The organism is Pararhodobacter oceanensis (genome assembly GCF_003076755.1).
GTDB lineage: Bacteria > Pseudomonadota > Alphaproteobacteria > Rhodobacterales > Rhodobacteraceae > Pararhodobacter > Pararhodobacter oceanensis.
Genome location: NZ_QDKM01000016.1, coordinates 1 through 13,483, shown reverse-complemented (window position 1 = coordinate 13,483; position 13,483 = coordinate 1). Strand labels below are relative to the sequence as shown.

The following is a 13,483-nucleotide window of genomic DNA, read 5'->3' as shown; positions in this document are numbered from 1 at the left end:
CTTTTATCCGTGCAGTTTCGGGTCGGGCCCGGCGCCGCGCTCGTCGATCTGCAAACCGCGTTCAAAGCGTTTGAGATCAAAACAGGCGATGGTCTCATGCGGGCGATCATTGGCCACCAGATCGGCCAGATACCACCCCGCCGCCGGGCTGGCTTTGAACCCGCCATAGTTCCAACCGGCGTTCAGGTAGAGGTTGTCGAGCGGGGTCTTGCAAAGGAAATGCGAGCCATCCATCGACATATCGACCACCCCGGCCCAATGCCGCAGCAGCTTGACGCGGCCCAAACATGGCAGCACCGACATCGCCGCCTCAGAGACATCTTGCACAATCGGCAGATTGCCTTGCTGGGCATAGGATTTATACCAATCCAGATCGCCACCAAACACCATGCCGCCCTTGTCGGACTGCGAGATGTAGAAATGCGCGCCGCCGATGCCGAAGACCACCACTTGATCGAGCAACGGTTTGATCGGCTCGCTGACGAAGGCCTGCAGTTTATGCGTTTCAATCGGCAACCCGCCGAGCCCCGCCATCGACCACAGGCGCGAGGTCGAACCCGCCACCGATAGCGCCACTTTGCCGGCGGTGATCGGGCCCCGAGAGGTCTCGATCCGGGTCACGCGGCCGTTGTCGCGGGTCAGTCCGATGACTTCGCAGTTCTGGATGATATCAACGCCGAACTGGTCCGCCGCGCGCGCGTAGCCCCAGACCACCGCGTCATGACGCGCCGTGCCCGCGCGTTTTTGCACCGCCGCGCCCATGATCGGAAAGCGCGCGTCTGCGGCGTAATTCAGATGCGGCACCACCTGTTTGAGCCGCTCGAGGCTCCAGATTTCCGCATCCGGCGTGCCGGTCCGGCGCAGCGTGTTGTAATTGCGCGCCGCGGCGTCAATCGCACCCGGCGAATGCAGCAGCGAGATATGCGAGCGCTGCGAGAACATCACGTTATAGTTCAGCTCGTGGCTCAGGTTCTCCCAGAGCTTTAGTGAATGCTCGTAGAACTCGCGGTTGCCGGGGCGCGCGTAATTCGAGCGCACAATCGTGGTGTTGCGCCCGGCATTGCCGCCGCCGATCCAGCCTTTTTCCAGCACCGCGACATTGGTGATGCCGTGATTTTTGGCCAGATAATACGCCGTCGCAAGCCCGTGTATCCCGCCACCGATGATCACTACGTCATAATGTGATTTGGGCGCGGGGTCGCGCCATTGGCGACCCCACCCCTTCTGGCCGGTCAACCCGTTCCAGAACACATTCCATGCCGAGAACTTCGTCATTAGCCTGCCGTTTCAAGTGCGCCTTTGGGCAACAGCGAAGTGCCCGGACGCGAGAAAATCTGACCAAATCCGGTGAGTTGATCGGTGATGCCGGCACGGCGCAAGCAGCTCCAGAACTGGGCCTGGTTCGAGGTGATCACCGGCTTGCCGACGAGCTGTTCGATCTCTTCGACAACCTCGAGCGAGCGCACCCCGCCACAGGACAGGAAAATCGCATCCGCATCGGGACGGTCGATTTCGAGCGCGAATTGCTTCCAATAGGCGGGCGTCACTTGCCCCATTTCGGTGCCGGTGTTCAGGTTAAGCCCCTGAATATCCAACACATCAAACCCCTTGTTCAGCAAGAATTCGGCCTCTGCGGTGTTCACCTCGTCGAGATAGGGGGTGCCGACCACCAGTTTTTTGGCGCCCAATTCACGCAGCGCATCCATCACCCCGGTGACCAGACACATCGGCTGTGCCCAGGGCGCGCCCTTGCGGATTTCCTCATAGATCCGCTCTTCGCCGATTACGATCGAGCCGCTGGTGCAGCTATAGCTGACCACCGCAGGGCGGGTGTCGGGCTGGATCCGCGAGGCGGCATCGGCCATGTGATCGATGTGGCGCGCCAGCGTCTCGGTGGTGGTAAGGTCCTCGGTTTTCAACCGCGTGATATGAACCCCGACACCCTCGGGCGCCATGTCACTGAAATCCGCCTCGGCAGCGAGATCCGTGGACATCAAAATGAACCCCAAGCGGGCGCGGTGATGGCGGCCCTCGCCCATCTCCGGGGTGCGCGGGGTCGAAGTGATGGTTTGGCCAGACTGGAACATCAGATGATAACCTCTTCAAGGGATTTCGGGTGATCGGTCAGCGGCTCATAGCCGGTGTCGGTGATGATAAAGCTGTCGCCAACCTGCGCGCGGAAGGTCTCGACCGAGACCGACCCGTCCACCGCCAGCACCATGCCGGGCCGCAAGATTGTGGTGTCGCCGGTGACCAGTTGCGGCGCCTCAAGAAAGCTGAAGCCAGTGGCGCGCCCGCAGCGGAACGGATATTCGAAACCGGCCTCCTGGATCACTTCGGCATAGGCGGCATGCACGCTTTCCGCGGTCACGCCGGGACGCAGCGCCGCCAGAGCCGCTTGCTGGCTTGCCACCGCCACCTGATAGACATCGGCCTGCGATTTATCCGCAATCTCGCCAATCCAGAACGTGCGATCAAAGCCCAGCTTGAAGCGGTGAAAATTCGTCATCCCGCAAAAGCACAGGAACACCGGTTCTCCGTGGCGCATCACCCGCGTCGAGGCGCGGCGGTGGGTTTTGATGATGTCCCGACCCGAGGCCATGATCTGCAGGAAATGCGTGCTCGGTGACATATCCGCATCGTTGTAATGCGCCGACAAGAGTTCAGCTGCTTTGCGCGTGCCCGCTTGATTGGTGGCAATCGCCACCTCAAACTCGGCCACATTATCGGCAATTGCGGCGCGTCCGGCATACATCATTGCCGTCGCCACCTGACCCGCGTGGCGAGCCATCTGCAGCTCTTCGGGCGATTTGATCATCCGCATATCCGCCAGGATCGGCGTCGCGCTGGTCATCCTTGAGGGCTCGACCAGATCGTTGACATAGGCGCGCACAAGGGGCGGCATGTGGTTGGGCTCAATCGCCACTCGCGCTTTGCCCTCAACCGCTGCCGGAAGCTCCGCGCGCCATTCCGCGCCCATACCATCATTCCACGCCGCGATCCGGTCGACACGCGCCGCAGCCTGCGCCGAATTCAGGTCAATCGTCGGCGTGATCAACAGGCTTTTGCCGTCACTGGTGACCACAAGAATCGTCGGCCGCCCGAACTCCATATGCAGATAGTCATAATACCCGGTTAGGTAATAGACATTGTCATCATCAGTGATCAGGGCGACGTCGATATTGGCTTTGGCCAACCGCGCTTGAAATTCGGACAGTCTTTGCGTGAACATCACAGTTCCTATTTGGAAGGGCGAAATGCATGAGTGCGGGGTGTCTTCGAGCCGTGAGTGCGATGAAAACACCCTGCCTCTGAAGGAAATGCTAGCAGCGAGATACCGCTTTACATAGTGACATTTGGTCGAAGGTAATGATAACCACTGGTTATGAAGAAATATCGCCGCTCACTCCCGCCGCTGGATTACATATTGTTTTATGAGGCTGTCGCGCGCACCGGCAGCTTCACCCGCGCGGCGGAAGAGCTCAGCGTCAGCCAAGCTGCCGTCAGCAAACGGATTAAGAACCTTGAAACAATGTTGGGATGCGCTCTGGTGCTGCGCGATGGACGGCGGATTTCCCTGACACCAAGCGGCAGCAAACTGGCCACCATTGCGTCAGAATCCTTGGATTTTCTCAATGCCGGGCTGATGCAGATCCGCGATGCGGCGGCGAGCACCAAACTGACGCTTGCGGCCAATCTTGCAGTCAGCCAGTTTTGGTTAACGCCGCGGGTGAACGCCTATCTTCTGACCCCGGACCCCGCGCCGCTGACACTGACCGTCTCGGACAATGACGCCGACCTTCTGACCACCGAAACCGATGCCTGCATCTATTACGGCGACGAAATACCACCGGGTTGGGACGCCACGCTGCTGTTCAAGGAGCGCTGGATGCCGCTCGTTGCGCCGAGCCTGAAATACCACGATTTGCACGAGCTGGCGTTGCTGGATTTCGACAAGCTGACGCTCAAATGGATCAATTGGTCCAATTTCGCGACGCTAAAAGGCGAGACCTTTCTCGATGGCGCGGAGCGGGTCAACCTGCGGTCGTATGGCGCAACGCTCGATGCCGCTCTGCGTGGCGAAGGGGCGGCGCTCGGCTCTCCGGAAGTGTTGCACAAACAGATCGAAACCGGCCAATTGCTGCCGCTCGATGCTTATGCGCTAGATACCGGACGCAGTTACTTCCTGCTGACCCGCAACAGCACTTTGACACCACGTATACGGGCGCTTTTCACCCAGATATTCGGATATCCGATCTGAGCGGCCATCTAAGTGGGCCGCCCAGAGATGTTGTTACGATTAAATCGCTTCCCGCACCGCGCTTAGGAACTGCTGCGTGCGCTCGCGCTCGGGGTTGCCGAAAATCTGCGACGGCGGCCCCTGCTCTTCGATCTTTCCACCGTAGAAAAAGCACACCCGATCCGAAATATCGCGCGCAAAGCCCATCTGGTGGGTGACCATCAGCATCGTCAGATTATGCTCCGAGACCAACTTGCGGATCACCTCGGTCACCTCGCCGATCACTTCGGGATCGAGCGCCGATGTCACCTCGTCAAACAACATCACTTTGGGCCGCATCGCCAGCGCGCGGGCAATTGCCACCCGCTGTTGCTGACCGCCCGAGAGGCGCGACGGATGCTGGTCCTTCTTGTCGATCATGCCCACCATTTCCAGCAACTCTTCGCAGCGCGCGCGCGCCTCGGGTTTGCGCATGCCGAGCACCTGCACCGGGCCTTCCATGCAGTTTTCAAGTGCGGTCATATGCGGGAACAGGTTGAAATGCTGGAAACACATCCCGATATCCACCCGCCGCTGGCGCAGATGGCGCTGGTTCGCAGGAACCAGTTTGCCGTGTTTTGGCATATGCGTCAGAGGTTTACCGTCGACGTAAATCACCCCCCCGTTGATTTGCTCAAGCGTCATCAACATGCGCAGCACGGTGGTCTTCCCCGACCCCGAGGGCCCGATAATCGAAACCATTTCACCGGCGTTGATATCGAGGTTCAGATTGTCCAGAACCACCAGCGAGCCATAGGCTTTGCAGACGTTGCGAAAGCTTACCATCGGTGGCGGCGTGCCAGTAATTTCCAGCGGATGATCAAAAGATTGCGTCATATTCACATTCCCAATTTGCGGCGCACATAGCCTTCGAGGAGGCGGATCAAACCAGCGGCAGGTAGCGAGATTGCCAAGAAAATCAGCCCCACTAAGGTCAGAGGTTCAAGAAAGCGGTAGTGTTCCGAGCCGATCGCATTCGCCGTATGGACCAACTCGGCCACCCCGATCACCGAGAGCATCGGCGTATCCTTGAAGATCCCCACCAGATAGTTGCCCATCCCGGTCAGCGACGACGGGATCGCCTGCGGAATGATCACCCGGCGATAAGTTTGGATCGTCGACATGTTCAGCGCCGTCGACGCCTCCCATTGTCCCCGTGGCACGCTCTCAATCCCGCCGCGGTACACTTCGGACAGGTAGCAGGCGTAATGCAGGCCGATCGCGATCATGCCCGAGGTCCAGGGGCTCAACCGTATGCCGAATTGAGGCCCGACGAAGAACACGAAAAACACCTGCAACAACAGCGGTGTCGAGCGGATGAACTCGACCAACTCGCGCACCACAAACGCCAGCAGCCGCGACGGGCCGCGTTGCGCGAGTGCAAACACCAGCCCCAGCACGATGGCGATGGCGTAACCGGCTCCGGCGGCAAGTAATGTATTGCCTGTGGCGACCAGCAACCGCGGCATGATCTCCCAGACGAAATCCCATTTCCAATCAAACATTGCTCAAACCATTCCCAGTTTTCGGGCCATGAAGCGTTCCAGCCACCGCATGAACGGCGTGATCATAAATCGTGCGAGGAGGTAATAAATCACCAGCGCCGTGCCGAAGACTTGCGCCGACAGGAAGGTGGAACCGTTGATTTGGCGCGCTTCGAACATCAAATCTGGCACCGAGATCAGCGCCACCAGTGCCGTTGCTTTAAGGAGCTCGATCATCAGATTACCCCACGCGGGCAGCATGTTGACCAGCGCCTGCGGCAGGATGATGCGCCACATGCGCTTTGCCGGGCTCAGATTAATCGCCAGCGCGGCCTCCCATTGGCCCTTGCGCACCGACAAGATGCCACCGCGCACCAATTCGGCCCCGTAGCCGCCGATATTCATTCCCACCGCGACATAGCCAGCGGTGAATTTGTCAATCGACACGCCGAATAGCGGCAGCACATAGAAAATCCAGAAAAGCTGCACAAGCAAAGATGTGCCACGGAAAAACTCGATGTAGCTGATCGCGAAGCCGCGCAACATCCGGTTCGGCGACAGCTTGAGCAAACCCATTACAAGGGATATCGCCACGCCCAGAAAGGCGGCGAGAAAAAACTGAACTATGGTCACACCGGTGCCGGTCAACAGACGCGGCCAGTATGTGCTGAGAAATTCGACAATCGTCATGAAAATGCCCCTGCCAGATTGGAAAGGAGGCAGCGGCCAGAATCTCTGACCGCTGCAGAAGCCACCTTAACGGTTGGCACAGGCCCATTCGGTCGTGGTTGCGCCCGGCAGGTTGCTCTCGACGTAACCGTATTGCTCCATCGCGGCCATCATCTCGTCCGAGCCCATGTAGCGCGCGTGGGCCTCATTGAACTCGGCGCGGAAATCGACGTCTTCATCGCGAAACCCGATACCCACCCAGTTCAACGTCCAATCCGGCAGCGCCGAGGGATCCTGCGCTTCAAATGCGCCATCCGATTCCGCCGCAAGGTAGAACGATTCGAAGGAGGTCAGCGCCGCGGCATCGGCGCGGCCCGCACGCAGGGCGGCGAGGACTTCGGTCGGACCAGGCAACTGCATCAACTGCGCGTCGGTCAGCCCCTCTTGGCGCGCGGCGCCGACGGTGTTGGCACCGGAATATAGCGCCAGCATCGTGTCTGGATTGTTGAGAATATCTTGATAATTGGTCAAGCCCAAGGGGTTGCCGGCCGGCACCAGAAACGAATCCCCGGTCTGCGCAATCGGCTCCGAGAACGAGATATTCTCGCAGCGTGCCCCCAGAATATACTGCCCACCGGTGATGATGTCGTAGCGGTTCGCCATCAGCCCCGGGATCAATCCGCCCCAATCGGTGACCACGGCTTCGATATCCGTCAGCCCCATCTCGTTCAGAATGCCGAGCGTGATCTCATTGGCGAATCCCTTGGGGTCGCCATTGTCATCCGGGTAGCCAAATACCGGAATATTGGCGAAGCCAATGCGGATCGGCTCGCCCGCTGCGATCCGGTCGTTCAACGGCCCGGCCACCGCCGTCAGCGCCGTTGTTGCCAGCACCAGACCGGCAGCCACCAGCGTTTTCGTGATCTTTTTGGACATAGTGTTTTCCTCCTCACTATAGTTAACACCGGCGGGGAACATCTCTCCCTCCCTGCGCGGCAATCAGGTTTCAGTTTTTGTCAGAATATGAAACAGAGACTGAAGGACCTCACCAGCGGATGTTGTGTTCAGCGCGCTCCAGCCCCTACTATGACGTCCATCCGGTATAGCCAAGCAACTACAGGGAAAGGGATCAATCTTGCGGGTTTCGAGACGAAATTCATTGACCAACCACCCATCCTCGACTAATTTCGGAACATGGACCGCAAAGATCGTGAACTTCTCAAACTGATTCAGTCGAACTCTCGGCTCACTGCCGAGGCTTTGGCCGCCGAAATCGGATTGTCGCCGCCGGCAGTGCAAAAGCGGCTCAAAAAGCTGCGCGATACCAAGGTGATTGAGAAGGAGATCGCGGTGCTCTCCTCGTCGCAGCTTGGCCGGAGCCTGACAGTGATCGTGCAGGTCATGCTTGAGCGCGAGAACCGCCTGCACCTCGAGAATTTCAAGCGAAAGATGCGCAACGCGCCGCAGGTGCAACAATGCTACTACACCACCGGCGAAGCAGATTTTGTGCTGGTCGTTGTGGTCGCGGATATCGCCGAATACGAGCGCTTCACGCAGGAGTATTTCTTCGACGAATCCAATGTCAGCAAGTTTACCTCGAACATTGTTATGGACCGCGTCAAAGTCTCGCTTGATATTTTGTAAGTGGAAAACGCGATGCCGAGTCCTTCGGGCAGCCATCACGCCTCGAGCAACGGCCGGTTCCCCGACCGTTGCCGCTTTGCTTATCGGTTAGCGCAAGCCCATTCCGTGGTGGTGTCGCCCGGCAGATTGGCATCGACATAGCCATATTGCTGCATCGCCGCCATCATCTCATCCGAGCCCATGTAGCGCGCGTGTGCAGCATTAAACTGCGCGAGGAAATCGGCATCCGCGTCGCGAAACCCAATGCCAACCCAGTTCAAGGTCCACTCGGGCAGTGCCGCGGGATCGGTAGCGACGAACAGCCCATCCGATCGGTCGGCCATATAGAAGGCCTCGAAGGACGTCAGCGCCGCGGCATCTGCGCGTCCGGCACGCAGCGCGGCCAAAGCTTCGGATGGTCCCGGCAACTGCATCATCTGCGCGTCGCCCAGCCCTTCGCGGCGCGCCGCGTCTACATGGTTGCCGCCTGCATACATCGCCAGAATGGTTTCGGGGTTGTTCAGGATATCTTGGTAATTGGTTAAATTCTGTGGGTTACCCGCCGGCACCAGAAACGCATCGCCGGTCTGCGCGATCGGCTCGGAAAACGAGACGTTCTCACAGCGCGCGCCCAAAATATACTGCCCACCGGTGATAATATCATAGCGGTTGGCCATCAGCCCGGGGATCAGGCCACCCCAATCGGTGACGATGCCTTCCACATTGGTCAGCCCCATTTCCGCCAGGATGCCGAGCGCAATCTCATTGGCAAAGCCTTTGGGTTCGCCGTTTTCGTCAGGATAGCCGAACACAGGAATATTCGAGAAGCCGATACGGATCGGCTCGCCGGCCTCAATCCGGTCGGCCAGAGGACCGGCCAGCGCCGAGACCGTCGAAACAGCAAGCACAGTGCCTGCAGAAATGAGAGTTGCGAGTGATTTGATTGTCAATGTGGCCTCCTACTGAAGATTTTATGCAGGGGGTTGCACGCCCCACCGGCACAGGTTTTCGCGTTCATGCTTACCGAAACGGGGCAAAGCCTTGGTCGCCGTTCGGGTGTCTGCCGCACCCATTACATAAGACAGCTGTTGTCTCCGCCCCTCAAACCGTAGCCGGAACCTCTTGCGCAAAAAGATTGATTATACGTAAAATCCGGCGAAACTCGGCGAAATTTAGGCGTTCTACGATAGTAAAAGTAACCGCGCCTGTATTCTACATTGGCACGCCCCTTACTGGCGCAGACGTTTATCAAAGCCAACTATCATTATGCGCCTTGCCAAGTTGCACCTGCCGCAGGCCCGATCTCGCGGCCATTGGCGTTTGCCCAACTCAAACCATCCAGCAATCGTTATAAGGACAATCATGACGCAGGCTTGGAACATCATTCCGGATATTCACGCAGACATTGGGCGGTTACAGGCAACCCTCGACGGGCTCGGCGATGACGCGCCCTTTGCCTTTCTCGGCGACTTTATTGACGCAGGCCACAACCAGTCCAATGCTAACGATGCCGCTGTGTTGACCGCCGTTCGCGATCTCGTCGCGAGCAATAAGGCGGTCGCCGTCATGGGCAACCATGAACTTAACGCCATGCTCTTTCACACCATCGGCCCCGACGGTGCGCCCCTGCGCGCGCATAACGATAAGAACACCGACCAACACCGCAGCTTCATCGCGCAATTCGGCATTGCAACCCCCGAGGCGCAGCTGTGGCTCGACTGGTTTATCACCCTGTCGCTCTGGCTCGATCTGGGCGGGATACGCCTCGTTCACGCCTGCTGGAACCAGACCTACATCAACGTGATCGCGCAGCGGCGCCCGTCCGGGCGACTTGAACCCGAGGATCTGCCCGAGATCGCCGCCGATCAAACGCCATTCGCGCGGGCGGTCAAAAGCCTCACCAACGGACCGGAGGTGAAACTGCCCGAGGGGGTCCGGTTCCATGACTTCAAGGGCTATCCGCGCGAGCACGTTCGCATTGCATGGTGGCGCTCGCATGCCGCAACTTGGCGAGAGGCGGCACTCTCGGTGAAAGACCTCACCGAACTCCCCGACGCCGCCTTCCCGCCGGCGAGCGACGTGTCGCTTTACCCCGCCGACGCTCCCCCCGTTTTCACCGGCCACTACAAGATGTCCGGCGCGCCCCGCATCGAAGCCCCGCGGGCGCTATGCCTCGATTACCCAAACACCTCCTGCGCCTACCGCTGGCGTGGCGAGGAAGACCTGCGTCAAGGAAACCTTGTGACCTTCGAGACGGAATAGCAGCTCCGCAGGCACGCATGTCAAGCTGCCGTTCTTTGCCGCCATTTCGTCATCCTGTCGCAACGACCGGCAGCTGCAAAGCTGAGCGAGATCAGATCCAGCCCCCCGGCAGAAGCGACATTGTCACCCATCTGCAGGATGACCTTACCGACACCTTCGTGATCTGATCCCCGCAAACTGGACCACCTGAAGCTGGAGTTTTCCGCTACGATTTCCTGGCTGGGAGACTGAGGCGGATCAGGAAACAGTCCGGGGGACTGTTTCCCCGACGAAGCGGAATCACATGAAGGCATCGAAGTTTTCGGACGCGCAGAAGGCGTTCATTATCAAGCAGGGCGAGGAAGGCACGCCGGTTTCGGAGATCTGCCGCAAGGCGGGGATCAGCCAGGCGACCTACTTTAATTGGAAGAAGAAGTATGCGGGACTGCTGCCGAGCGAGATGAAGCGGTTGAAGCAGCTCGAGGACGAGAACGGGCGGCTGAAGAAGATCGTGGCCGACCTGACCCTGGACCGCGAGATGTTGCAGGACGTCATCCGGCGAAAGCTCTGAAGCCTGATCGGATGCGCGAGCTGGTTCGCGGAATGTGCAGCGATTGGGCGGTCTCGATCCGGACGGCGTGTGGGGCCATCGGATTTGATCGCTCGACGTTTCACTACAAATCCCGCCGCTCCGATCAGGCTGCTGTCGAGAAGCGGATCAAGGAGATCTGTGCAACGCGGGTGCGCTACGGCTATCGCCGGGTTCATGTGCTTCTGGACCGCGAGGGCTGGGGCGTCAATATCAAGAAAGTCTATCGTATTTACAGGGAGTTGGGCATGCAGTTGAGGAACAAGACACCGAAGCGGCGGGTGAAGGCGAAGCTGCGCGATGACCGTGCCGAAGCCGTCGGCCCGAACGATGTCTGGGCGATGGATTTTGTGCATGACCAGCTGGCGACGGGCAAGAAGCTGCGGGTTCTGACAGTCGTCGATACCTTCTCGCGATATGTGCCGGTGCTCGACGCGCGGTTCAGCTATCGCGGGGAGGATGTGGTGGCAACACTGGATCGCGTCTGTCGGCAAACGGGCTATCCCAAGACGATCCGGGTCGATCAAGGCAGCGAGTTCATCTCGCGTGACATGGACCTCTGGGCCTATCAGCGCGGCGTCATTCTGGACTTCTCACGCCCCGGAAAACCAACAGACAACGCATTCATCGAAGCCTTCAATGGACGGTTCCGGGCCGAGTGCCTGAACGCGCATTGGTTCCTGACGCTTGCGGATGCGGCCGAAAAGTTGGAGACTTGGCGTAGATACTACAACGAAGAACGGCCTCACAGCGCGATCGGCAACAAGGCCCCGATCACGCTGACGAAATCGGGGGACATCACCAGCCTGTCACCCTGATCGAAGCCGGAAAACTCTCGCCAAGGGCGGTAGAAAGTTGGGGGTCGGAGCATTCGTCACTGTCAGAGGTCGGATTTCGTCGGACCTGGACCTGCAAATCTGACCTGGAACACAGCCCGAAATTTGTCGTTCTCAAAATAAGGGAAGCTTCGGTGGCCAGAAGCGCGGAACCGTTTGAAAACGCTGCAATTGGTAATCGGGTGTAGCAGATGGCCACTTGGATTACCAAAACGTTTAGTTACAATGATTTAGATGCGCTTTCTCTTACACGGCTATGTCAAGTGTGTGCCCCCCCTGTGCTCTGCGCCTCGATTGCCGCCTGTGCGGATAAATGCACGGCAGCTACCGGCATCACATTCACAGCGCATGCCAAAACCAGCCATGATCTCTCGGTTGATCTGGATGATATCTTGCAAAACGCCGCGACCGAAATCGGTGCGTATCTGATCGTCATGGCGAGCCGCCTCCCCAAATTTCCCGAACATATCTTCGCATCAAACGCCGGTTATCTTGCGCTGCATGCCAGTGCTTCGGTCTTCGTGGTGCAGCAGGCGCGCCTCACCATTGACCTGTCCATAGGTAACGCAGTTAGCTATGATGTGACTAAGGAGGTGGAAGATGCAAATCGCCGATTTTTCGACTGCTCCGGGTCCGCCCGGTGCTATAAGATTCCATAAAATCTCCAGAGAAGACCGCGCCCGGACAAGCGCTCCGGGCCTGCGGGCCTTTCGCAGGATTGCTGACCGGTTCGGTCTGAGCGAGGCGGAACGTATAGCTATTCTCGGCGATCCGGCGCGCTCCATTTATCATCGGTGGATGAAAAAGGCGCGTGAGAATCAACCGCTGACACTGCCTCTCGATACACTGCTTCGAATTTCGACGATACTTGGAATTTACAGAGGGCTGGCCATCCTGTTCGAGGATGAAGCGCAAGCGCTGGTCTGGCTGAAAGAGGCTCACGAAGGCACCCTTTTCGCCGGCGCCTCGCCGATGGCCTATATGCTGGCGGGCGGGCATGACGGGTTGATGACTGTGCGCCGCCACCTTGACGCTTGGCGCGGTGGCGATATGGGCAGCGGCGCTCCGGAGGGTAGCTTCGAGCCTATCACCGAAGCCGATCTCGTATTTGCATGGGAGCTTTAGCTTGCGATGTGGCGGCGACACCTGCAGGAACCACACGCCTGATCCCCTTATGGTATTCATTGATAGCCGCCTCTACTGTGTTGACCTGTAGGACCATTGCAACTTCCGCAAGGCTGCCTGTGTTTAGTATGCACGGACAGCCATGGGCCATCCAAGGATGCAATGGACGTCAGAGTGAGCAAATACCTGCAGTTACGCCAGCTTTGCTGGAACCGTCCCGATAATGAGGTTGTGGACGGTGAATCGGCGCTGGCACTCTACGAGCGCAACTGTCGGCTTGTCGATCAAGACGCGATCACGCCCGAAGAACAAGGGTTGTTGCATTGTTTTGTTGCTGAGCACGGCAAGGTGATCCTTCCTCAAATCCCATCAAGCGTTTCTCGGAAATCTGCTGGCGCATTTACAATCAACGTTTTCGTTTACCGCACCGTCTAGTGCAACCTTCAGATGCTGGATCATCTCAGATGACCCGGGCTGCGTCTTGGCCAAAGCCGTGGCTTGCCCGTTCAACGTAAGCGACAAGGGAACCCCGTGGGTTAACGGGTCGGCGTGTCCGAGCTAGCTTTCGAGCGTTCATGCAAGCGCCGGGGTTCTATGTCGACGACCAGTTCTACGCCTATATCTACGCCTAGTAGCT

At 58.6% G+C, this 13,483-nt stretch carries 15 protein-coding genes; 7 read left to right on the top strand and 8 right to left on the bottom strand.

Translation table 11 applies throughout. The features are described 5' to 3' along the window. Positions 1-3: 3 nt before the first annotated feature. Genes DDE20_RS18190 through DDE20_RS18180 form a run of 3 tightly spaced genes read right to left on the bottom strand, consistent with a single transcriptional unit; the run spans position 4 to position 3,232 of the window. Positions 4-1,275 carry a sarcosine oxidase subunit beta family protein gene (locus DDE20_RS18190; protein WP_116559946.1) on the bottom strand — a complete coding sequence of 424 codons (1,272 nt, stop codon included), beginning with the start codon at positions 1,273-1,275 and terminating at the stop codon, positions 4-6. Continuing rightward, entirely contained in the window at positions 1,275-2,087 is an 813-nt protein-coding gene (locus DDE20_RS18185) for a maleate cis-trans isomerase family protein (protein ID WP_116559945.1), read from the bottom strand. Before DDE20_RS18185 ends, DDE20_RS18190 begins: the two co-directional genes overlap by 1 nt. Beyond that, a complete protein-coding gene (locus DDE20_RS18180; protein WP_116559944.1) occupies positions 2,087-3,232 on the bottom strand; it encodes a M24 family metallopeptidase in 1,146 nt (381 codons plus the stop codon). Before DDE20_RS18180 ends, DDE20_RS18185 begins: the two co-directional genes overlap by 1 nt. Before the next feature lie 153 nt (positions 3,233-3,385). Here DDE20_RS18180 and DDE20_RS18175 point away from each other — a divergent pair, with 153 nt between their 5' ends. After that, a complete protein-coding gene (locus DDE20_RS18175) occupies positions 3,386-4,261 on the top strand; it encodes a LysR family transcriptional regulator (protein ID WP_116559943.1) in 876 nt (291 codons plus the stop codon). 39 nt (positions 4,262-4,300) lie between these two features. Here the strand turns inward: DDE20_RS18175 and ehuA are convergent, their stop codons facing one another. From ehuA to DDE20_RS18155, 4 genes are all read right to left on the bottom strand, one after another. Next, positions 4,301-5,116, bottom strand: coding sequence for an ectoine/hydroxyectoine ABC transporter ATP-binding protein EhuA (gene ehuA / locus DDE20_RS18170; protein WP_116559942.1), 816 nt, complete (start codon positions 5,114-5,116; stop codon positions 4,301-4,303). Between the two features lie 2 nt (positions 5,117-5,118). Further along, positions 5,119-5,784, bottom strand: a complete 666-nt coding sequence (gene ehuD / locus DDE20_RS18165; RefSeq protein ID WP_116559941.1) for an ectoine/hydroxyectoine ABC transporter permease subunit EhuD — start codon at positions 5,782-5,784, stop codon at positions 5,119-5,121. Positions 5,785-5,787: 3 nt separating this feature from the next. Further along, the gene (ehuC, locus tag DDE20_RS18160) at positions 5,788-6,453 is read right to left on the bottom strand and encodes an ectoine/hydroxyectoine ABC transporter permease subunit EhuC (RefSeq protein WP_116559940.1); all 666 of its coding nucleotides are present in this window, start codon (positions 6,451-6,453) and stop codon (positions 5,788-5,790) included. Between the two features lie 66 nt (positions 6,454-6,519). Continuing rightward, on the bottom strand, positions 6,520-7,368 hold the full coding sequence (locus DDE20_RS18155) for a transporter substrate-binding domain-containing protein (RefSeq protein ID WP_116559939.1): 849 nt from the start codon (positions 7,366-7,368) through the stop codon (positions 6,520-6,522). A gap of 258 nt (positions 7,369-7,626) precedes the next feature. Here DDE20_RS18155 and DDE20_RS18150 point away from each other — a divergent pair, with 258 nt between their 5' ends. Then, on the top strand, positions 7,627-8,076 hold the full coding sequence (locus DDE20_RS18150; protein WP_116559938.1) for an Lrp/AsnC family transcriptional regulator: 450 nt from the start codon (positions 7,627-7,629) through the stop codon (positions 8,074-8,076). An 80-nt stretch (positions 8,077-8,156) separates the two neighbouring features. Here DDE20_RS18150 and DDE20_RS18145 read toward each other — a convergent pair whose 3' ends face one another. Beyond that, positions 8,157-9,005: a transporter substrate-binding domain-containing protein gene (locus DDE20_RS18145; protein WP_116559937.1), complete on the bottom strand. Its 849-nt coding sequence runs from the start codon at positions 9,003-9,005 to the stop codon at positions 8,157-8,159. A 412-nt stretch (positions 9,006-9,417) separates the two neighbouring features. Between DDE20_RS18145 and DDE20_RS18140 the strand changes: the two genes are divergently transcribed. The 5 genes from DDE20_RS18140 to DDE20_RS18120 all read left to right on the top strand — a co-directional run bounded on the left by DDE20_RS18140 (position 9,418) and on the right by DDE20_RS18120 (position 13,281). After that, a complete protein-coding gene (locus DDE20_RS18140; RefSeq protein ID WP_116559936.1) occupies positions 9,418-10,317 on the top strand; it encodes a metallophosphoesterase in 900 nt (299 codons plus the stop codon). Positions 10,318-10,600: 283 nt separating this feature from the next. Continuing rightward, positions 10,601-11,703 (top strand): IS3 family transposase gene (locus DDE20_RS18135; protein ID WP_116559935.1). Its coding sequence is split into 2 segments (ribosomal slippage): positions 10,601-10,862 and positions 10,862-11,703, totalling 1,104 coding nucleotides; the frame shifts between segments, so codons are not numbered across the junction. Positions 11,704-11,912: 209 nt separating this feature from the next. Then, complete coding sequence (locus tag DDE20_RS18130; RefSeq protein ID WP_116559934.1) at positions 11,913-12,380, top strand: adenine nucleotide alpha hydrolase family protein; 468 nt, start codon at positions 11,913-11,915, stop codon at positions 12,378-12,380. Beyond that, complete coding sequence (locus tag DDE20_RS18125) at positions 12,322-12,846, top strand: MbcA/ParS/Xre antitoxin family protein (RefSeq protein ID WP_116559933.1); 525 nt, start codon at positions 12,322-12,324, stop codon at positions 12,844-12,846. Before DDE20_RS18130 ends, DDE20_RS18125 begins: the two co-directional genes overlap by 59 nt. Before the next feature lie 174 nt (positions 12,847-13,020). Then, entirely contained in the window at positions 13,021-13,281 is a 261-nt protein-coding gene (locus tag DDE20_RS18120; RefSeq protein WP_133240374.1) for a hypothetical protein, read from the top strand. The last annotated feature ends 202 nt before the right edge of the window (positions 13,282-13,483 follow it).